The sequence below is a fragment of the Chlorobium sp. KB01 genome, from assembly GCF_001975465.1.
GTDB lineage: Bacteria > Bacteroidota > Chlorobiia > Chlorobiales > Chlorobiaceae > Chlorobium.
In genome coordinates this window covers 15,672-37,308 of sequence record NZ_MPJE01000017.1, presented here as the reverse complement: position 1 = coordinate 37,308, position 21,637 = coordinate 15,672, and the positions used below count along the sequence as shown (strand labels likewise).

The window sequence follows — 21,637 nt, the reverse complement described above, 5'->3', positions numbered from 1 at the left end:
ATAACAAATTAGCGGGACTTGCCCTCCCTTTTTTTATTGCCCTCGTGAATAATTCAGGAAAATGGTATGGTAATTATCTTTGTGTTTCTTTGCCAAATAAATTATATTTAGGCTTGTCTTTTTTATATGCTTAAGCCACCTTAGCTCAGTTGGTAGAGCAACTGTTTCGTAAATAGTAGGTCGTGGGTTCGACTCCCTCAGGTGGCTCTTAGCCGGGGCAGCCTCAACAGCGGGATATTATGGCTCATGATGCCCGATGAAAAAAGACAGACAAGCCCCGAGAACTTAACTGTTTGATTTCCCTATTAAAATCCTATCAAAACTGTCGCTATGCAAGAAGGTAAGATTTCCCAGATCATCGGCCCTGTTGTTGATGTTGATTTTCCCGAAGGACGGCTCCCGTCTATTCTGGATGCACTGACCATTACAAGACCTGACGGAACAAAGCTTGTTCTTGAAACCCAGCAGCATCTCGGCGAAGAGCGTGTGCGTACCGTATCAATGGAGAGCACGGACGGTCTGGTCAGAGGAACGAGCGTCGCCAATACAGGAATGCCTATCCAGGTTCCTGTCGGACCGGAAGTTTTAAGCCGGATGATGAACGTTGTCGGCGAACCCATTGATGGTCGCGGTCCGGTCCATACCGCAAAAACCTATTCGATCCATCGTTCAGCTCCGAAATTTGACGAGATCTCCACAAAAGCTGAGATGTTTGAAACCGGTATCAAGGTTATCGATCTTCTCGAGCCTTACTCCCGAGGCGGTAAAACAGGTCTGTTCGGTGGCGCCGGTGTAGGTAAAACCGTTCTGATCATGGAACTCATCAACAACATTGCCAAACAGCAGTCGGGCTTCAGCGTATTTGCCGGAGTAGGCGAGCGTACCCGTGAAGGAAACGATTTGTGGCATGAGATGATGGAGTCGGGCGTTATCGATAAAACAGCTCTTGTTTTCGGACAGATGAATGAGCCTCCCGGTGCCCGTCAGCGGGTTGCTCTGACAGGACTCAGCATTGCAGAGTATTTCCGTGATGAGGAAGGCCGCGATGTGCTTCTCTTTATTGACAATATCTTCCGCTTTACCCAGGCAGGTTCCGAGGTTTCCGCACTTCTCGGCCGTATGCCGAGTGCTGTAGGATACCAGCCAACCCTCGCCACGGAGATGGGTCAGCTTCAGGACAGAATCGTTTCTACCAAGAAGGGTTCAGTTACGTCGGTTCAGGCTATCTATGTTCCTGCAGATGACCTTACCGATCCGGCACCTGCTACGGCATTTGCCCACCTTGATGCAACAACCGTGCTTTCACGTCAGATCGCCGAGCTTGGTATCTACCCTGCTGTTGATCCTCTTGACTCCACGTCGCGTATTCTTGATCCGAACATTGTCGGTGACGATCATTACGACACTGCCCAGGCTGTAAAGCAGCTGCTCCAGCGCTACAAGGATCTCCAGGACATCATCGCCATTCTCGGTATGGATGAGCTGAGCGACGAGGACAAGCTTGTCGTTTCAAGAGCCAGAAAAGTACAGCGCTTCCTTTCACAGCCATTCTTCGTTGCCGAGGCATTTACCGGTCTTGCCGGAAAATATGTCAAGCTTGAAGAGACCATCAAGGGCTTCAAGGAGATCATCGCAGGAAAGCATGACAATCTGCCGGAAAGCGCATTCTACCTTGTTGGAACCATTGAGGAAGCCATCGAGAAAGCAAAAACGCTCTAAACACAACACGAACCATGGCGAATTCCGATAAAGGTTTCCAGATAGAGATCGTCACTCCCCAGAAACTTTACTTTTCAGGGGAGATCGAAAGTGTAACCGCACCGGGTGAGGATGGCCTCTTTCAGGTATTGAAGAACCATGCCCCCCTGCTCTCTGCACTGAAAGCCGGCAAGGTCAAACTTGCAATGGCAGACCGCAGTGAGCAGACCTTTACGATCTCTGATGGTTTTTTTGAAGTCAGCAGCAACAAAGCGATCCTGCTGACCGAAAACATTGCCTGATTTCATGCAAATGAGTTAAAAAAACATCAGTATCCCGATCGATCGGGGTACTGATGTTTTTTTCTTTGTAAGGGCACCTCACCGCCCAATGAAGCAATCGAATCGCGGAATAAATTAGTAGGGGTGCCTCATGAAAAACCTCATCCCCAAAGCTCTCTGCAAGGGTGAGACCATCGGTCTCATCTCCCCTTCATCCCATTGCGCTTATCCTGTAAAGATCGGCCAGGCGATCAGCTATCTGGAAACAAACGGATACCGGGTTAAACTCTCCAGTCACCTCAACCGTATCGATACCGATCCGGCAGTCGCCGACCGGGAAAAGCTGCACGATATCCATGAAATGTTCAGTGACCCCGATGTCCGGGCAATATTCTGTCTGCGCGGTGGTGCCGGTTCAGCCCGCCTCCTGAACCAGCTTGATTACACGCTTATCGCCGCCAATCCGAAAATTCTCGCCGGTTATTCCGACATCACCGCCCTCTCGCTTGCGCTCTACGCAAAAACCGGTCTTGTAAGTTTTTCCGGGCCCATGGCCGCAACCGAGCTCTATGCTCCAACCCCCTACACCGAAGAGCATTTCTGGGGAATGCTCACCTCCCCATCATATGCTCATTCGATTACCAATCATTCCGCTCACCCGATTTCTGCAATAAAGAAAGGCTCTGCTGAGGGTCAGTTAATCGGTGGCAATCTCTCGGTGCTCTCGGCAATGATAGGCACCCCGTTTCTTCCCCTCTTCAACGATACCCTTCTCTTTCTTGAGGATATCAATGAACCGGCCTACCGGATTGACAGGATGCTTTCACATCTTTCCAACGCGGGGCTTCTTGCCCGATGCTGCGCCCTGCTTTTCGGACAGTTCTCCAGTGAGCCACTCGAACCGGGCGAGGCGGAACGGGTGAAAAACATTTTTGACTACTACAGCACCCTCAATCCGGATGCAACGGCACTCTCGGGTCTCTCCTACGGCCATATCCGCGATCTGATGACTATCCCCATCGGCGCCCGTTTCAGGGTCAGCGTGACCGCTTCCGGAAGCTTTACGCTTGGAGCACTTGAACCGGTTATTGCAACGTAGCCGTTCGCTTGCGCCTGAGTGAAGCAATATTTATTTTATCATGTTATACAGCCCGCTCGCAACTGCATATGCACGCTCAGATGATGACTATGTGGACTGCCTCAGATAGTACACCCGAAACAAAACAGCGAGAACAGCTCACGGGAACTGATCAGCTTGATGCCTATCGGGTTGTGCTTTTCAATGATGAGGAGCACTCCTTTGATGAGGTTATCGATCAGATCATCAAAGCTATACGATGCTCCCGCTCCAAAGCCGAGCGCCATACCTGGGAGGTACACACCAGAGGCCGCAGCATTGTCTTTGCCGGCGCTATGGCCGAGTGCATCAGGGTCAGCTCAATCCTCGAAGAGATCGCCCTCAAAACCGAAATCCAGACAAGCTGAACTTCCTCCAAGTCAATACATCTCCGGCTGAACGCTCTCCCTCCACTGATTATCCCCCCTGGTTTGTTATATTCCATGTTTTATCGTGTTGAACCGGGAGTACCCGAAAATTTTTACCACACTATTTTAAGCAAACGATGAGCAATTCCGATCAAGCCCGGGTACAGAGTGTCAATCTGCCCCCCGATAAAGTGATGCACAAGCTGGTTTCGCTGACAAAACGCCGGGGATTTATCTACCCGTCGTCCGAGATCTATGAGGGGCTCTCATCCTGCTTTGACTACGGGCCGCTCGGCAGTGAGCTGAAAAAGAATATCAGGGAGCTCTGGTGGAACACCATGACCCGCCGCCACCAGAATATTGTCGGCATTGATGCCTCTATACTCATGAACCCGAGGGTGTGGGAGGCTTCAGGCCATGTGGCGAGCTTCAATGATCCGATGATAGATGACCGCACAACGAAGCGGCGCTACCGTGCAGACCATCTGATCGAGAACCATATCGAGAAACTGCGCCGGGATGGAAAGGATGAGGAGCTGTTGAGGGTACAGTGTGCCTACGAGAACATTGCCAATGCAGAAGATCCCAACCGGGCGCTGTATGAGCTGATCATTGCAGAAAAGATCAAGGCGCCGGATACCGGCTCTGGCGACTGGACCGAGGTTCGTCAATTCAATCTGATGTTCCAGTGCAATATGGGTGCTGTGGCCGATAAATCAAGCATCGTCTACCTGCGGCCTGAAACCGCGCAGGGCATTTTTGTCAACTTCCATAACGTCCGGGAGTCGTCGCGCATGAAGGTGCCCTTCGGCATTGCGCAGATCGGCAAGGCCTTCCGCAACGAGATCGTCAAAGGGAACTTCATCTTCCGCATGGTGGAGTTTGAACAGATGGAGATGCAGTACTTTGTTAAACCCGGCACCCAGAAAGAGGCCTTCGAGGAGTGGAGAACCGAGCGGTTTGCCTGGTACAGCACTACACTCGGACTGCGAGCGGAAAAGCTGCACTGGTACAAGCATGACAAGCTGGCTCACTACGCTGATCTGGCTTACGATATCAAGTATGAGTTCCCCTTCGGCATCGAAGAGATCGAGGGTATTCACTCCAGAACCGATTTTGACCTCAAACAGCATCAGGAGTACTCCGGCAAGAACATGGAGTATATCGACCAACTCACCAATGAGCGCTTTATCCCCTATGTGGTTGAAACATCCGCCGGATGCGACAGGCTCTTTTTGGCGCTCCTTGCAGATGCCTACCATGAAGATGTTGTTGACGGTGAAGAGCGCGTTATGCTGAAGCTCGCTCCAAAAGTAGCCCCGGTCAAGGCCGCTGTACTTCCTCTGATGAAAAAAGGGGGCATGGGCGAAAAGGCCGCTCAGCTGCGTGACGAGCTTTCCGAATCGTTCCTTGTCCAGTACGATGACGCCGGCTCTATCGGCAAGCGCTACCGCCGTCAGGATGAGATCGGCACACCATTCTGCATCACGGTTGACCATCAGTCGCTTGAAGAGGGTACGGTTACCGTGCGCTTCCGTGACAGTGCCGCACAGGAGCGGATTGACCTTTCACGGGTCAGGGAGTTTATAGGCGAAAAGCTGGTTTAATTTTTTGGTAACTCATCTATTTTCCAATGCGTTATGATGTTGCTGTATTAGGCGGCGGCCCTTCAGGATCGGTTGCCGCGGCCGAGCTTGCCAGGGCTGGACTCTCAACGATTCTCATTGAACGCAACTTTGAGAATGTCAAACCATGCGGCGGAGCAATACCACTCGGACTGATTGAGGAGTTCCGCATTCCTTCTGAACTGGTGGAAAAAAAACTCTCCCGCATGAAGGCCCGCTCCCCGAAAGGGCGGGTGATCGAGATGAACATGCCGAACGGATATGTCGGGATGGTCAGGCGCGAAAAATTTGACCGATGGTTGCGCACTGAAGCTGAAAAAGCCGGTGCAACCGTTGCCGAAGGGCTGGTAAACACCATCACCCCCTCTGCTGACGGCTTTGTCATCAAAACCCTCAATGACAAAATAGCTCCGCTCAAGGCTTCACGGATTATCGGTGCTGATGGCGCAAACTCGAAAACCGCTGACGAGCTGCACTTTCCGCCAAACGAGTTGAAGGTGATTGCCATGCAGCAGCGCTTCCACTACTCTCCCGCAATCGAAAAGTTCAGCAATATTGTTGAGATCTGGTTTGACGGAGAGGTCTCGCCCGACTTTTACGGATGGATCTTCCCGAAGGCGGACCATCTTGCCATCGGCACCGGCACCGAGGATCACCGGCACAACATCAAGGCGCTGCAGCGGCGTTTTATCGAAAAAATCGGTATTACCGACAAACCCTACCTTGATGAGGCGGCCAAAATACCGATGAAGCCCCGCAAATCCTTTACCCAGGAGAAGGCCATTCTGGTCGGTGATGCTGCCGGACTGGTAACACCGGCAAACGGTGAGGGAATATTCTTTGCCATGCGATCAGGAATACTCGGCGCACAGGCAATGATTGAGCACCTGAAAAACGGCGCTCCGCTTGCGAACTATGAAAAAGAGTTCCGCAGGCTCTATGCTCCGATCTTTTTCGGTCTGGAAGTTTTGCAGGCGGTTTATTACAAAACGGACCGGCTGCGGGAGAGTTTTGTCGCCATATGCGCCGACGATGATGTGCAGCAAATCACCTTTGACTCCTATCTTTATAAGAAAATGGTGCCTGCCCCCTGGCCGGTGCAGATGAAAATCTTTTCAAAAAACATCTACCACCTGATCAAGGGCTCTTGATGCTGCTCTCTTTTCCCAACTGGATTATTCATCTCTCTTCCGCCCTTGAATGGGGGCTCGGGGCAGCGCTGCTCTTCCGTTACGGCAGACTGTGCAACCGGCGCGACATCAGGATTTTTGCCCTCTCCATGCTGCCGCACTGGTCAGGAAGCTTTTTTGTGCTTGGTTACCATGTTTCAGGGGACTCGGTTCCACTGCTACTTGATCTGTCGGAGCTCATCAATCTCTTCGGCAGCATCTCACTGCTCCTGGCAACACTGAACCTGCTGAAATCCACAAAAAAAGCTCCCTCAGTCGGCTTTGCAGCCGCACTTGGAGCCATCATCATTTCCGGCAAACCGCAATCATACCTGGGAGAAGATATCTTTGACACCATACTGCAGCTCTCCAGCGTGGTCTATATCTCATTTCTGGTGCTGCTTTTTCTGGTCTACCGGCGTGACCGGACAATTTTTTCCGGACTCACCGTTGCGGGGTTCTGGTTTGTGCTGGTATTTATTTCAGTGACCATTTTCTGCATGTATCTGGCAACGGTGGTTCGGGGATTTCCGACGCTCTCACATGACGACCTGTTTCACGGGATGGCCGAAAGCCTGCTGACCATAAGTAATCTTATGATCGCCATCGGCGCACACCGTAAAATCCGGGAGTATGAATCAAACCGTGCAACAAAAAGTCAGGGGTGAAGAATCCTGGAGTACTGACGGGAATCGGCAAGAACCTCAAGCGCTCCCTTCACAACAGGATCGTGACTGAGCTCGCCTGTTCGTGCAAGCTGCCGGTCATAATGGCGAAGAATCTCAAGCTCAAGCGCGTCACACAAAGCTCCCGCTTCCCTTGCGATCTCCTGCTCCTTGAGACGTTCAACACCCTTCAGAAGCTCATCGGGAATCGTAATGGGGTTGACCTCTTTGTCGGAACTGTCAACCATCAACGCCGACTTCAACTCGTCAAGCTGTCGCTGCGCAGGTGATGTATAGGTAAATTTCCTGCCTTGCAGATATTCATTGAATAAGAGCATAAGCGCCTTGCGATCAAGAGGCTGGGCAGGCTTAAGCGGTGTCCGGGAACGATAGCCGGAAGCAAAAAGAAAGAGCATCCCTTTATTGCGAAGCTCGGTAAGGTAAGGGGAGCCTTTCGGTTCAGAGCTCTCAATATCTGGGTTGATCCCTCCTCCGCCGTAAACCTTCCGCTTTCCCCTGGTGTAGAAGAGCGCCGAATGGTTCTCCTCCTTGACATCAGGAAGCACCTGTCGCTGCCCAGGCTCTGGATGACCCTCTTTCTGAATCAGACGGCCTGAGGGTGTATAATACTTTGCTGTGGTGAGCTTCAGCGTGTTGTCATAAGAGAGCGTGACTACCGACTGCACCCGCCCTTTGCCATATGAACGCTCACCGATGATAACCCCGCGATCCAGATCCTGAATCGCTCCGGCTACAATTTCAGCCGCAGAAGCGCTCTGGCTGTTGATCAGAACAGCAAGCGGAAGAGATACATTGACCGGAGAGGCAACGGTAAGATAGGATTTTGCTTCAGACGTACGTCCCCGAATGGAAACGACATTACTTCCTTTTTTTACAAAAAGCGAACAAACATCAGCCGCAACATCAAGAAGACCTCCCGGATTATTTCTCAGATCCAGTATTACCCCTTTAAGCCGGATATGCTTCTCATCAGCCTGACGCTGAAGAGCCAGAAGCGCTTCACGAAGTTCATCAGCAGAACGGGAGCCAAAGCTCTTCATTTCGATATAGCCGGTATCACCCATCATGCAGAAGTGACTCACCGTGTTTACCCTGATCTCTTCCCGTTTGATGGTGGCAGTGAAAAACGGCTCCCCCTCACGCTCTATTTTGAGTGTCAGGCTCTCCCCGAGAGGTCCCTTAAGCAGCTCTTTCACCTCATAGAGAGGTTTATTCCTGATTGCGGTGCCGTTAACGGCCGAAATAGTGTCGCCCATCCTGATACCCGCCCTTGCTGCGCCATATCCATCCTCCACAGAAGCGATATAAATGGCACCGTCAATTGCTGCTATAGTGACTCCGATGCCTGCATACTGACCGCTGGTGAGCTCATCAAGCTCCTTTGAGTCATTCTTGTCAAGAAACACCGTATAGGGATCAAGGGTGTGCAGCATGCCGTCAATTCCGGCATACATCAGTTCGCTGACATCAGGTTTATCAACGTAGTTGAGTGACAACTGACGGTAGACCTCCCCAAGAAGATCAATACTCTTTATAATACCGAAATACTCCTTTTCATCAGCCGGCATAGCGTAGAGCGGCCGGGCAGAAAAGGAGGAGCAGAGGCACAGCACAATCATGAAGCCTGGCACTCTGCGCCGAAGAGTGGTCAGCACCGCACCGACATAGGTTCCCCTATATAGCCTGTTACGATGCATGAGTCACCTGAGCGCCTCTTCAAGTGCCGTTGCGCTGTCCGTGCGGGCATCGCGGTACTTGATGATAACCGGCGTATAGATAGCAAGACCATGTTCAGCGGCAAACTCTCCCTTGATGGTGCGGGATCCGGCAACAACAACCGCACCGGCAGGAATCTCCAGCGGATGATCTGCTGTTTTTCTGTAAACCCTGTTCAGGGCAATATCATAAACCGGTGTTGAGCCGTTAAGAATAACACCTGTTCCGATCACGGCACGCTCCCTTACGATAGTACCTTCGTAGATGCCGCAGTTGCCGCCAACCATCACCTCATCCTCAATAATGACGGGCATGGCTCCGACCGGTTCCAGCACGCCGCCTACCTGAACACCGGCAGAGAGATGGACCTTTTTACCAACCTGGGCGCAACTCCCCACAAGTGCATGTGAATCAATCATGGTTCCTTCATCAACGTAGGCTCCAACATTGACATAGGCAGGAGGCATCATGACCACCGATGGGGCCAGATACGAGCCGTCACGTACCGCCGATCCGCCGGGAACTATGCGGACATTGTTCTCCAGTGTAAACTGTTTAAGCGGGTAGGTATCCTTGTCAATAAAGGTAAAACCGGCTCCATGCTCATCAAGCGGTACCATTGCTGCCTGAAGCCTGCCGAGACGCATGCCGAGCAGAATACCCTGCTTGACCCATGTGTTTACAATCCAGTCACTGCCGGATTTTTCTGCCGCTCGTATAGTTCCGTCGTTGAGCAGCTCCTTGAACTGCCTGAAAACCGCCCGCGCTTCAGGACTCTCCTGAAGTGCAGCCGCACCGAATGATGAAAATCCAAGTATCTGTTCTTGCAAGGTATCGTACTGTCCCATAATCCCGTCTGATGTTTAGATATCGCCGTATTCGGCGGTAATGTCCTTGTTGTTCTTTCTGCTGTAAAACCGGAAATCGTCACTTCTCAGGCTCTCATCCGGTTTGACCTGAACAAAGAGCAGGTGCTGGAGAAACCATTTCAGCTCGGTTTTCAGGTCACTGTTCTGCAACGGCTCGACCACCGTAGGGCTGACGTAGAGATCAAGCTGCTGAAAATTCAAGGGGTGCTTCAGCGCATACTTTCTCAGCCATCGCTCAATCTGGTTGATGGTGGTGAAGCGAGCCTGAACCACACCGGTTCCTCCGCATGCGGGGCACTGGTCACCCATGCGCTGCATCAGACTCGGTCGTATTCTCTCGCGGGTAATCTGCATGATGCCGAAATCCGACATGGGCAGAATATTTGATTTAGCCCGATCGTTACGCAGCTCGGTTTTCATCGAGTCATAAACCTTTTTGGCATTCTTCTGATCGAGCATGTCGATAAAATCAACAACAATAATACCGCCGATATCCCGAAGCCGAAGCTGCCGGACAATTTCGCGTGCCGCCTCAAGGTTGGTTTTCAGCGAGTTCTCCTCCTGCTCCCGCTTTGCGGCATACCGGCCGCTGTTGACATCAACAACAACCATGGCTTCGGTATGCTCGATAATAATATAACCGCCCGACTTCAGCCAGACCTTGCGGGAAAAGATCGATTCAACATCCTTGGCAATACCGTACCCTTCAAAAAGGGGCAGTTTGCCCTGGTAGAGGCTGACGTTTTTAACCATCTCAGGAGCTGCCCACTGTATATAGTTCAGCGTCTCCTTGTGAATCACTGATGAATTGGCCACAATTTCCGTAACGTCGGAGGTCAGGGAGTCCCGCAGAACACTGGAGATGATGGTATCCTCCTTGAATATCAGTTGCGGAGGAGCGGCATCCTGAAGTTTTTCCTCAATCTGGGTCCATTTGGCCAGAAGCTTTTCGAGATCCTGTTTCAGAAGGGTCTCCTCCTGGTCTTCGGCGACTGTGCGGATAATCGCACCGAATCCTTCCGGCAGCATGGAGCGCACCAGTTTTTTCAGCCTTGACCGCTCCTTGCGCACAACAACACGACGGGAAACGGCAACCTGCCCGCCGCCAAAGGGCAGGAGCACCATGAAACGACCGGCAATGGTAATATCCGAGGTAAGTCGTGATCCCTTACTGCTGATAGGCTCCTTGATAACCTGAACAAGAATGGAGTCATTCGGTTTAAGTTTTCCGGCGATCATCTGGGTATAGGACTGCCGCTTCTCAGCCTTCTCCTGTTCGTCGCCTGAGGGGCGCTTGCCGCCGCTTCTGGCAGACGCTTTTACACTCTGATCAGCCGCAGGCTGTACCTGTACCGGAGCGGCGTTTAATGAATCATCACCATCGGCATCCTCTGCGCCGACAACAGCATCATCATCATCATCATCCTCAATCAGCGCACGATAATCCTCACTCGTTGTGCCTACATCGGAAAAGTGCAGAAATCCGTCGGACTTCTGTCCGATATCGACAAACGCGGCTTTCAGGCCCTCAACAACCTTGTGAACCCGTCCGAGATAGATATCACCGATACTTCTCCGGCTTTCAGGGCGCTCAATAATCAACTCCGCCAGACGGCCCTCCTCAACAAGAGCGACCTGTATCTCATCGCCGGTCTTGTTCATCAACAACTGCTTATTCAAACTCTTCTTCATTCGTTAACTCTTTTTATAATGGTAAGAACCAGAGGTGGAACACCTTCTGTAACGCTGTATAAATATTTTGCTTATATCCTCGCCCGGCTATCCCCGAATCTCCGTCTGATTGCCTTGGGTTTTCAATTAAATCCAGCTCCCCGGAGCTGTACAAGAGACGTTATTGCGGAATAAACAGATACCCTGAAGCTATCCATCAGGAACGCAGAAAACCCTGCAGGGAACGGGAACTGCAAGCCAGTTGTCAAGATAATAAATTATATAAGGAAACAGCAATACCGGCCCGGACAACTCCCGGCAGGTAACCGGTGGCGGCAAAAAAAGCTGAAATTTCGCCCCTCTTCTTTCAGGGCAAGATCCTGTTGTATAACTTCATGATACCCGTTTTTTTGTATCCGGAAGTTGTTTCCACATATCGTTGCCGACATATCCGATCATGGTAAAGCATATGCCTGATGAACACCTCCTATGAATGGCCGCTATGGCAAACCTCAGAATTTGTCTGTGGCATTGATGAAGCGGGGCGGGGGCCGCTGGCCGGGCCGGTAGTTGCTGCGGCTGTAGTATTTCCCCGATGGTTCAGGCCGGAAGAGAGCATCCTCGAGAAGCTCAATGATTCCAAAAAACTCTCCGCCAGAGTGAGAGAAGAGCTTGCTCCGGCAATCAAGGCCGCCGCCCTTTTCTGGGCTGTTACAGAGATCGAACCGGAGATTATTGACCGGATCAATATCTTTCAGGCAACCATGCTTGCCATGAACCGTTCGGTTGAAGCCCTCGGCATGCTGCCGGAACTGCTGCTCGTGGATGGCAACCGTTTCAGACCTCATCTGCCGATACCGTACGAAACCATTGTCAAGGGTGATGCCAAGGTCTTCTCCATTGCGGCAGCATCAGTGCTTGCCAAAACCCGAAGGGATGAGATCATGACCGCATGCAGCAGTAACTGGCCCGAATACGGCTTTGATCACCACTTCGGCTATGCAACCGGCGAACATGTTCGGGCAATCCGGCAGCACGGGCTATGCCCGCTGCACAGAGCAAGCTTCAGGCTGAAAGAACTGGGAGAAAAATAGCGACAGCCATGCACGATCCGCACCAGCTCGGACAACAGGGAGAGCAGCTCGCCGCCGACTTCCTTGAAAAAAAAGGGTACCGGATCATTTTGCGAAATTACCGCTATCACCGCAATGAGATTGATATCATTGCCCGATATAAAGGAACGCTCTGTTTTATTGAGGTAAAAACCCGCTCCTCAACCGAAAAAGGTCATCCGGCAGAAGCCGTAACACCCGAAAAACAGAAGGAGATTATCAAGGCCGCTCGCGCATACCTTGCTTTCTGCGTTCATGAAGAGTGTGACTGCCGGTTCGATGTTATCGCAATTCTGATAGAGAGCATGATTGAAAACAGAATCGGCAGGTTTACTGTCGAGCATTTTGAGGATGCATTCTGGGCCGATTGATCAACACGAAAGGGCAACGCTGGTTATTTGTTCCGAAACCCGATTACTGCGGTGAGCGGTGCTCGAAAGACAAGCATAATGACCGCATTTTTATTATCTTGAAACTCAATTTTCATCTCATCAGTTAGAGCAGATCATTATGCAGGAAGACGATATTCTAAGCACAGTAGCCCCTACCGCTCCATCAACCTACGGAGCAAACAACATCCAGGTTCTTGACGGCATAGAGCATGTCCGCATGCGTCCTGCCATGTATATCGGCGATATTCACAGTCGGGGTCTTCACCATCTTGTTTATGAAATTGTCGATAACTCCATCGATGAAACACTCGGCGGATTCAATGACTACATCTTTGTCTCACTGAATCCTGATGGTTCAGTAACAGTAATCGACCGCGGCCGAGGTATTCCGGTGGACATTCATCCCGAAAAGCAGAAATCGGCCCTTGAGCTGGTTATGACCGTGATCGGAGCAGGCGGAAAGTTCGACAAGGGGGCCTACAAGGTATCAGGCGGACTGCACGGCGTTGGCGCCTCGGTGGTCAACGCCCTCTCAGAATGGTGTGAGGTTGAGGTATACCGTGACGGGAACATCTATTTTCAGCGCTTTGAACGCGGCATTCCCCAGGGAGATGTCCGGGTTATCGGGAAAACCGATAAAAAAGGCACGAAAACCACCTTCATGCCCGACCATCAGATTTTCAAGACAACCGAGTTCCGCAAGGATATTATTATCGACCGTATGCGTGAGCTGGCCTTCCTCAACAAGGAGCTGAGCATCACGGTTCAGGATACTGAAGGTATTGACGAGATCTTTCACTATGTAGGCGGCATCAAGGAGTTTGTCCAGTTTACCGATCAGAACCGGATCAACCTGCTCAAGGAGCCGATCTATCTCTATGGCGAAAGGGATTCAACCATTGTTGAAATCGCCCTCCAGTACAACGACTCCTACCAGGAGAACGTCTTCAGCTATGTCAACAACATCAATACCCATGAAGGCGGTACCCATGTCACCGGATTCCGCAAGGCGCTGACAAGAACCCTCAATGCCTACGCCCAGAAAAATGATCTTCTGAAAAACCTCAAGCTCTCCCTGACCGGTGACGATTTCAAGGAGGGCCTGACTGCCGTTATCTCGGTAAAGGTTGCTGAGCCCCAGTTTGAAGGCCAGACCAAGACGAAACTCGGTAACTCGGAAACACAGAGTATCGTCGAAACCATCGTCAATGAGCAGCTTGCGGAGTTTGCCGAAAGCAACCCGAATGTACTCAAGATGATCATTGAGAAGGTGAAGGGTGCGGCCATGTCGAGAGAGGCTGCACGCAAAGCCAAGGAGCTTACCCGCAGAAAATCGGTACTGGAGAGCTCGGGTCTTCCCGGAAAACTTGCGGACTGCTCCATCAATGATCCGGAACACTGTGAACTCTATATCGTAGAGGGTGACTCTGCAGGCGGCAGTGCCAAACAGGGACGGGACAGAAGCTTTCAGGCTATCCTGCCCTTGAAGGGGAAAATCCTTAACGTCGAAAAGGCCCGGTTGCACAAGATGCTTGAAAACGAGGAGATCAAGACCATCATTCTCGCCCTTGGCACAAGCTTTGGGGAAGAGGAGTTCTCAACCGAAAAGCTGCGCTACGGAAAAATCATCATCATGACAGATGCTGATGTTGACGGCGCGCATATCAGAACCCTGCTTCTGACCTTTTTCTTCCGCCATATGCGCTCACTTATTGAAGCCGGCCGTGTCTTTATTGCCCAGCCGCCACTTTATCTGGTAAAATCAGGCAAGGAGCAGCAGTATGCGTGGGATGATGACGAGCGCAACAGCATTACGGAGTCCATGAAAAAAATGCAGAAAGGCAAGGCCAATATCCATATCCAGCGCTACAAGGGTCTTGGAGAGATGAACCCCGAGCAGCTCTGGAGTACAACCATGGACCCTGCTCACCGGTCACTGCTGCTGGTAAATGTCGAAAATGCCATGGAAGCCGATCAGGTATTCTCGACGCTCATGGGAGACAAGGTTGAACCTCGCCGGGAGTTTATCGAGAAAAACGCAAGATATGTCCGCCGCTTAGATGTCTGAGGTGCGGACATAGACCTCCTTGCGGAGTTGCTGTACCCATTCGGAAAATAACCTGCGGTTTTTATTGTCAAGAGCCTCCTCTTCAAGAAAGGAGTAATCCTTCTCCGGATTCACGGTATGGGCAGCAACCCGCTCGTTCAGCCTGATGATGGTGTAGAAGGACTCACCCTGCGGAGGATCGATCTTCGAAGGCGGACTGATATCTCCCGGATTTTTCAGGGCCGTGATAATTGCCCTCAGCTCAGGACGCAGGGAGGGAAGGGAGATATACTCACCCACACCGCCGATTGAAGAGATAACGCCGCCAAGCTTTGCTGAGGATGGATCATCTGAATATTTGGATGCCATCTCGGAAAACGATGACTTGCCGCTGAGTATATCGGCCCGAATTGAATTCAGGAGCTGATCCACTCCGCTAAAATCATCTTTCGAATGGTCGAAGGCGACCAGAATATGGCGGACGTGAATGGCATTCGGCTCCTTGTTCAGCAGCTGAATGATATGATAGCCGTAGCGGGTTTCAATAATACCGGAAACCTCACCCTCCTTGAGCGAAAAAGCTGCCGTTTCAAAACTTGGAATCAGCGCCCCTTTCTGAACATATCCGAGATCACCACCAAGCCTGGCCGAACCGGGATCCTGGGAGTATTTCCTTGCCAGCAAAGCAAAATCCGCGCCGCCCTGAAGCTCCTTGCGAACCGCCTGGATCTTGGTAAGCGCCTGAAGTTGTGCGTCAGCAGAGACTGCGGGATATTTCATGATCTGGGAAACTTTAACCCCTTCCGGAATCAATGAAAATTTCTCCCTGTTGGCGTTATAATAGTCCATCACTTCACCTGAAGTAACCTTCACTCCGGCGGAGCGCTTCCTCCGAAGGGTCTGTATCAACTCCTGATTGCGGATCTCCGTGCGAATCTCGTCGCGGATAGCGGGGAGCGTTTTACCGAAACGGGTTTCCATCTCCTCTTTAGAGGCAAATCTTGCTCTCAACTGCTTGAAACGGTCACCGGCTGTAGCAGAAATAGCATTTTCATCAACTTTAACGCTGTCAATTTTTGCTTTTGAAAGAATAATCTGCTGCTCTATCAGACCGTCAAGTATCCTGCGGGATAACCCGGTATCCTTAGCCAGTTCAGGGGACTGAAGTCGAGCCATAAGTGCCCGGGAGTCAATTTCCGATTTCAGGATGACCTCGCGACCAACCACAGCGACAATCCGGTCGGCAACTTCGGCATAAGAGGGAGTGGTGATTGATGCCAAACCGGCAAGAAAGAGCAGTACTGCTTTCCCTGATATTTTTTTCATTACAATGATCCTGACTTATAAATATTGTTCAGACACCAAAACAGTAACAGCAACATAACGAGCGTATCCGTAAATCGGAAAAGGCAAACAGACTCAGGAAACCTTGCTGCCTCTCAGATGCACCGGGGTTTTAGATAATCTGAGCCAGTCAAAAACAAGCGGTGCAGCAACAAAGATCGAAGAGTAGGTTCCGATAAGAATGCCGCAAAAAACAGCAAAAGCAAAGCCTCTGATGGCCGGACCGGCAAAGATAAAGAGAACAAAAACAGAGAGCAGAACGGTTCCTGAGGTAATAATCGTGCGGCTCAGCGTCTGGTTCATGCTTTCATTGAATATTCTCTCATAGTCCGCCGGTTTCTGACCGCGAATCCGCTCCCGGATACGATCATAGACAACGACGGTATCGGTAATCGAGTAACCGGCAATGGTAAGAAAAGCAGCAATGATGCTCTGGTCCATCTCAAGCGGCATAAAATCAAACAGCCCGCCCAAAAGACTAAAGAGACCGAGAACAGAAAGAATGTCATGGAAAATGGCAATCACCCCGGCGGTGGCAAATTTTATCTCAAAACGGATACCGACATAGAGCAAAATCGCAACGAGTGAAGCCAGCAGCGCTTTCAATGCTGACCATTTCAGATCGGAGGCAATACTTGGGCCAACGGCATCAATACGGACAATTTCATGCGGATTATTCTTGAGCCGGGTATCAAACGCGCCGGAAACAAGGGATTTCAGTTCATTGGTCTCTCCGCTGAACACGGTACTGAACAGAAACGAGCGATCAAGCCCATACTGCTTGAGCGATCCGGAAATACCCGCCTCATCCAGCACAGCACGAACCGCACTGACATCAATATTTTTATCAAACCGGATCAGTACCTCCGATCCCCCCCGGAAGTCAATACCGTAATTCAGCCCTTTTACCGCAAGGGAGATCAGCCCGGACGCAAGCAGAATCAGTGAAAAAGCGTAGGCAATTTTACGGAATCCTATAAAATCAAAGTTTGTCTTGTGAAAAATCCTCATTGGTCATACATCTTGAAAATTAACCGAAACTTTTTTCAGACAAAAGGTTCTTGCCCATGAGAAACGAAAAGATCTCTTTTGTCACAACTATCGAGGTAAACAGGCTCGCTGCCGTACCGATCATAAGCGTAAGGGCAAAACCCTGAATAGGCCCGATACCATAGGTATAGAGCAGAAATGCTGCAACCATTGTGGTAACATGCGAGTCAAGAATAGAAGAGAATGCCCGATCATAACCCAACTCTATGGAGGAGGTCAACCCCTTGGAGGCATCAAGTTCCTCTCTGATTCGCTCATAGATCAGAACATTGGCATCCACCGCCATCCCGATGGTCAGCACTATACCTGCGATACCCGGCAGCGAGAGTGAGGCACTGAAACCTGCCAGTACCGAAAGCACGATGAGAATATTAAGCACAAGCGCTATATCGGCGGCAATGCCTGCTTTCTTATAGTAGAGCAGCATAAATACGGATACTGCGAGAAATGACCAGGAGAGGGAGAGCATCCCGGCTCGAATGTAATCAGCACCCAGAGAGGGCCCTACGGTACGCTCCTCAATAATTCTGACCGGGGCGGGAAGAGCGCCGGCCTTCAGCACAATTTCCAGATCCTTTGCCTCCTCCAGACTCTCAATACCGTTAATGACGGAGTTCCCTCCGGGAATCTTTGACTGCACAACGGGAGCGCTGTAAACCGCACCATCAAGAACTATAGCAATACGCTTTCCGATATTTGCGCCGGTAATGCGTGCCCATTTCGACGTGCCCTCCGAATTCATTGACATCGTCACCTCCGGCTGCACACCCTGAGAGCCGAATGTTGCCTTGGCTTCGGTTATGACCCCGCCGGTAAGTTCAGGGCTCTTTTTGACAAGGTAGACCGAGTAGAGCTTCTCTCCGCTCGGACCGACATCAGGCTTGGCAGCAAGAAGCAGCTCGGTATCCAGAGGAAGCAGGGCCTGGATATCGCTTCGCTTGAGCAGGGAAAGCACGAACTCTTTTGACTGTTCCGAGGTGTAAGCGTTGCCGTTTTCAGAGACACCAACTACATTATAAAGCGGTTTTGCTGCGTTTTGAGTTGCCGCAGTGGCAGGAGCCGCCGGCACTGAAGGCGCAACCGATGACACCGCAGGTGCTGCTCCGGCAGGAGCTCCAGGGTGCGGCTGAGCGGCTGACACCGGCTTTGATACCGAGGAGTCAGAAACGACTGCCGGTGGTGCGGTACCGTTCTGGACAAGATAGGTATTGATCCGGTCAAGCGTTCTGACAAGAACCTCAGGATCCCTCAAAAGCCTGAACTCAAGCTTCGCCGTACCTTTAAGCAGGTTTCTCACCCTGTTTTGATCAGAAATACCTGGAAGCTCTATGATGATTTTTCTGCTCCCCTGGGTGGTAATGACCGGTTCGGCTACACCATACTGGTCAATACGGTTTCTGATGATCTCCTTGGCTCGACTCAGAGCATCATCGGACTCCTTTTCAAGCTTCGAAATAATCTCCCGATCACTGTTGCGTATATCATAAAAATAGCGGCTCAGTCGAATGTTCTCGATTTTGAACTCGGCTACGATCAGTTCAAGCACACTCGCATCGCTTTTCGCGGCCTTTGCTCTTACCGAATTCATGATCTCGGTAAACTTTGCATCCTTGTTCCACGCTTTCTGCTCAAAGAGATCAATCTGGTCAACTTCCATAACCAGATGCATTCCCCCTCTGAGATCGAGACCAAGTTTAAGACTCTTTTTCCGTGCATTTTCAAGCTCTTCACGGTGACTCAGCGCATATTTGAGACTATCCTGAGCCGATCTATAACTGTTAAGCTGCCGGGAAAGGGAGTAGTCACTCCAGGTAGGCCATAATGACCAAACCGCAACAAGAGTGACCAGAGCAATCAGAAGAAGATTAAAACGTTTATTTTTCATTGATGACATCGCTTTGCGCTCAGAAGAAATAATTCAGCCAATATATAAAATGGGGTATTGATTAGCTAACAATCTGCTCGGGGCCCATAATAGGTCCGTATAAGCGTTTCGCACGGCCTATACTAACGCTATGGCTCTTGTTCATTAATCATCTTTTACCCGTTATCCCCCCAACCTGCCGAATCAACAGAATACCCATCCATATCTTCAGAGGAATACAAAAAAACCGGCCCTTACGCATAGATATAACCCTCCTCAAGGAGTGAATCCATGACTAAAGGGCGCCTCTGTTTATTGTCGTGAGAAGCCCGAGGACAAGGCGGATGGAGCACAGAAAGCGGAGTGTTGTACACGGAGTATATGAGGATTTCGAGTACCACCCAACGCAGTAATCGGGTTTCGGAATAAATAAATAGAGGTACCCTAAACAGCGTGATGGCATGCTTTCCAACTGATATGCTGAAATCATTTGATTGTTTTTATTACCATAAGAGGACATTTTTGTCCCTTTTGCCCTTGCGGTGACCGCGATAACGGCTATAATCAAACAGTGCTTGCTGAAAACATTTTTACTTTTCTTTTACTCTGCTTGCCGAATATCTCCGGGCAATCGGCAGCAGCGGCCCTGCCGGGCGCGCCTGTAGCCATTGCCGTACGGCAGATCCCCTTAAATATGCGTATCTTGAGCAGGGAATAAACAAACAGCAACCAAAATGTTTCACGTGAAACAATCCTCAAAACATGTATGATATTATCGTTGCGGGGGCCGGCCACGCAGGCTGCGAAGCTGCGCTTGCTGCGGCGAGATCCGGGTGCTCCTGTCTGCTTATAACAACAGACCTCTCGTCGATTGCGAGAATGTCCTGCAATCCGGCTATAGGCGGCGTAGCCAAAGGTCAGATCACAAGAGAAATTGACGCTCTTGGCGGAGAGATGGCTAGAGCTATAGACGCAAACGGGATCCAGTTCAGAATGCTTAATCGCAGTAAGGGGCCGGCCATGCACTCGCCAAGAGCGCAGGCGGATAAAGCGATGTACTCCCTCTATATGCGGAAAGTTATTGAGCGCGAGACCAATATTGACCTGCTGCAGGACACCGTTGTAGGAATCGAATCACATGGGGGCATCTTTCAGGGGGCAAGAATCTCTTCCGGAAAAGTCATTTCGGGAGGCGCCGCTATTCTCTGCTGCGGAACATTTCTTAACGGCCTGATCCATATAGGAATGAACCATTATGACGGAGGGAGAACAACGGCGGAACCTCCGGTTCGCGGATTAACCGAGGATCTTTTGCGTCACGGCTTTGTGGCAGGCCGACTGAAAACCGGAACACCCCCGAGAATTGATGCGCGCAGTGTTGACTACTCGCTGGTGGAGAGCCAACAGGGGGATGCGGAGCCCTCGGCATTCTCGTTCAGCAAATCACTTGACTGCAATCGACGACAGGTAAGCTGCTACATCACAAAAACAACGCCTGATACTCATGAGATTCTGAAAAAAGGGTTCAGCCGCTCCCCGCTCTTCACCGGAAAAGTCCAGGGCATCGGCCCGAGATACTGTCCGTCTGTAGAAGACAAGATTTGCCGCTTCCCTGGTAAGGAGAGCCACCATATATTTCTCGAGCCCGAAGGGGTTGATACCAATGAGATGTACGTCAATGGATTCTCGACGTCACTGCCGGAGGATATTCAGGAAGAGGGATTGCGCTCCATACCCGGCCTGAGCAATGCAAAAATTATCCGGCCGGGATACGCAATTGAATATGACTACTTCTTTCCGTACCAGATAAAGGGCACGCTGGAAACCAAACTCATAGAAAACCTCTACTTTGCCGGACAGATCAACGGAACCTCAGGATACGAGGAGGCTGCCGCCCAGGGATTAATGGCCGGTATAAACGCCTCACTGAAAGCGAGATCCCGCCCCCCTATCAATCTCAGGCGCTCGGAGGCCTATATCGGCGTTCTGATTGATGATATCATCACAAAAGAGACGCTCGAGCCCTATAGAATGTTTACCTCTTCTGCCGAACATCGTCTCCACCTTCGCCATGATAATGCGGATGTGCGCCTTGTGACCTTCGGATATAAAGCGGGGCTTGTTCAACATGAAACCTATCATCAGTGCCTTTCCAAAATAGAGAAGATTAATCATCTTAAGGCACTATGTGCCAACACAAGGCTACAGCCTGAAGAGATAAACGGCATGCTGGCAAAATCAGGCTATACCCCTGTAGAGATCGGCCAGCATGTAGCATCACTGCTGAAAAGGCCGGGAATCACCCTTGAGCTGATTCTTGCTGAATCAGAAACATTTCGAAACAGTGTTCATCAGATAACCATCGACCGCTCATTCTATGAACAGGTTGATATTGACCTTAAATATGAGGGCTATCTTAAACGTGACCTTCTGATGGCCGAGAAGATCTCAAGACTGGAATCACTCAGGATACCACCCCGGTTCAACTATGACGGGATATCCGGGCTTTCAAACGAAGGAAAAGAGAAGCTGAAAAAACACAACCCTGAAACAATAGGAGTTGCATCGCGGATACCGGGCGTTTCCCCTTCAGATATTTCAGTTCTAACCGTTCGCCTTGGACGTTAA

17 protein-coding genes and 1 tRNA gene are annotated in these 21,637 nt (G+C 50.7%); 12 read left to right on the top strand and 6 right to left on the bottom strand.

Translation table 11 applies throughout. The annotated features are described in order from the left end of the window. The first annotated feature begins 134 nt into the window (after positions 1-134). From BOO20_RS01330 to BOO20_RS01295, 8 genes are all read left to right on the top strand, one after another. Positions 135-207 (top strand) — tRNA-Thr (locus BOO20_RS01330). Positions 208-330: 123 nt separating this feature from the next. After that, on the top strand, positions 331-1,719 hold the full coding sequence (atpD, locus tag BOO20_RS01325; protein WP_006366764.1) for a F0F1 ATP synthase subunit beta: 1,389 nt from the start codon (positions 331-333) through the stop codon (positions 1,717-1,719). A 14-nt stretch (positions 1,720-1,733) separates the two neighbouring features. Beyond that, on the top strand, positions 1,734-2,000 hold the full coding sequence (gene atpC, locus BOO20_RS01320) for an ATP synthase F1 subunit epsilon (protein ID WP_006366765.1): 267 nt from the start codon (positions 1,734-1,736) through the stop codon (positions 1,998-2,000). Positions 2,001-2,130: 130 nt separating this feature from the next. Then, on the top strand, positions 2,131-3,078 hold the full coding sequence (locus BOO20_RS01315; RefSeq protein ID WP_076789636.1) for an LD-carboxypeptidase: 948 nt from the start codon (positions 2,131-2,133) through the stop codon (positions 3,076-3,078). 83 nt (positions 3,079-3,161) lie between these two features. Further along, positions 3,162-3,464 carry an ATP-dependent Clp protease adaptor ClpS gene (locus BOO20_RS01310; RefSeq protein ID WP_233120846.1) on the top strand — a complete coding sequence of 101 codons (303 nt, stop codon included), beginning with the start codon at positions 3,162-3,164 and terminating at the stop codon, positions 3,462-3,464. Between the two features lie 137 nt (positions 3,465-3,601). Then, positions 3,602-5,071, top strand: coding sequence for a glycine--tRNA ligase (locus tag BOO20_RS01305; protein WP_076789630.1), 1,470 nt, complete (start codon positions 3,602-3,604; stop codon positions 5,069-5,071). 26 nt (positions 5,072-5,097) lie between these two features. Continuing rightward, positions 5,098-6,240 (top strand): geranylgeranyl diphosphate reductase, encoded by a 1,143-nt coding sequence (locus BOO20_RS01300; RefSeq protein WP_076789627.1) that lies wholly within the window; start codon positions 5,098-5,100, stop codon positions 6,238-6,240. After that, a complete protein-coding gene (locus BOO20_RS01295; RefSeq protein WP_076789624.1) occupies positions 6,240-6,926 on the top strand; it encodes a DUF3593 domain-containing protein in 687 nt (228 codons plus the stop codon). The genes BOO20_RS01300 and BOO20_RS01295 overlap by 1 nt, the downstream gene beginning before the upstream one ends. Here BOO20_RS01295 and BOO20_RS01290 read toward each other — a convergent pair. The 3 genes from BOO20_RS01290 to BOO20_RS01280 are packed head-to-tail and all read right to left on the bottom strand — an operon-like array spanning position 6,917 to position 11,221. Beyond that, positions 6,917-8,641 (bottom strand): S41 family peptidase, encoded by a 1,725-nt coding sequence (locus tag BOO20_RS01290; protein ID WP_076789621.1) that lies wholly within the window; start codon positions 8,639-8,641, stop codon positions 6,917-6,919. The genes BOO20_RS01295 and BOO20_RS01290 overlap by 10 nt on opposite strands. Positions 8,642-8,644: 3 nt before the next feature. Beyond that, positions 8,645-9,508: a 2,3,4,5-tetrahydropyridine-2,6-dicarboxylate N-succinyltransferase gene (locus BOO20_RS01285; RefSeq protein ID WP_076789618.1), complete on the bottom strand. Its 864-nt coding sequence runs from the start codon at positions 9,506-9,508 to the stop codon at positions 8,645-8,647. A 15-nt stretch (positions 9,509-9,523) separates the two neighbouring features. Continuing rightward, positions 9,524-11,221, bottom strand: coding sequence for an Rne/Rng family ribonuclease (locus tag BOO20_RS01280; RefSeq protein ID WP_076789615.1), 1,698 nt, complete (start codon positions 11,219-11,221; stop codon positions 9,524-9,526). Positions 11,222-11,673: 452 nt separating this feature from the next. Here BOO20_RS01280 and BOO20_RS01275 point away from each other — a divergent pair, with 452 nt between their 5' ends. The 3 genes from BOO20_RS01275 to gyrB all read left to right on the top strand — a co-directional run bounded on the left by BOO20_RS01275 (position 11,674) and on the right by gyrB (position 14,772). Continuing rightward, positions 11,674-12,294, top strand: a complete 621-nt coding sequence (locus BOO20_RS01275) for a ribonuclease HII (RefSeq protein ID WP_076789612.1) — start codon at positions 11,674-11,676, stop codon at positions 12,292-12,294. A gap of 8 nt (positions 12,295-12,302) precedes the next feature. Beyond that, entirely contained in the window at positions 12,303-12,683 is a 381-nt protein-coding gene (locus BOO20_RS01270) for a YraN family protein (RefSeq protein WP_076789610.1), read from the top strand. Between the two features lie 139 nt (positions 12,684-12,822). Beyond that, on the top strand, positions 12,823-14,772 hold the full coding sequence (gene gyrB, locus BOO20_RS01265) for a DNA topoisomerase (ATP-hydrolyzing) subunit B (RefSeq protein WP_076789608.1): 1,950 nt from the start codon (positions 12,823-12,825) through the stop codon (positions 14,770-14,772). On the opposite strand, the gene BOO20_RS01260 is transcribed toward gyrB, so the two are convergent. The 3 genes from BOO20_RS01260 to secD form a co-directional block, all read right to left on the bottom strand. Further along, positions 14,761-16,077: a peptidylprolyl isomerase gene (locus BOO20_RS01260; RefSeq protein WP_076789605.1), complete on the bottom strand. Its 1,317-nt coding sequence runs from the start codon at positions 16,075-16,077 to the stop codon at positions 14,761-14,763. The genes gyrB and BOO20_RS01260 overlap by 12 nt on opposite strands. 93 nt (positions 16,078-16,170) lie before the next feature. After that, positions 16,171-17,106, bottom strand: a complete 936-nt coding sequence (gene secF, locus BOO20_RS01255) for a protein translocase subunit SecF (protein ID WP_076789603.1) — start codon at positions 17,104-17,106, stop codon at positions 16,171-16,173. 19 nt (positions 17,107-17,125) lie between these two features. After that, positions 17,126-19,039 carry a protein translocase subunit SecD gene (secD, locus tag BOO20_RS01250; RefSeq protein WP_076789600.1) on the bottom strand — a complete coding sequence of 638 codons (1,914 nt, stop codon included), beginning with the start codon at positions 19,037-19,039 and terminating at the stop codon, positions 17,126-17,128. Between the two features lie 732 nt (positions 19,040-19,771). On the opposite strand from secD, the gene mnmG reads away from it, so the two are divergent. Continuing rightward, positions 19,772-21,637: a tRNA uridine-5-carboxymethylaminomethyl(34) synthesis enzyme MnmG gene (gene mnmG / locus BOO20_RS01245; protein ID WP_076789596.1), complete on the top strand. Its 1,866-nt coding sequence runs from the start codon at positions 19,772-19,774 to the stop codon at positions 21,635-21,637.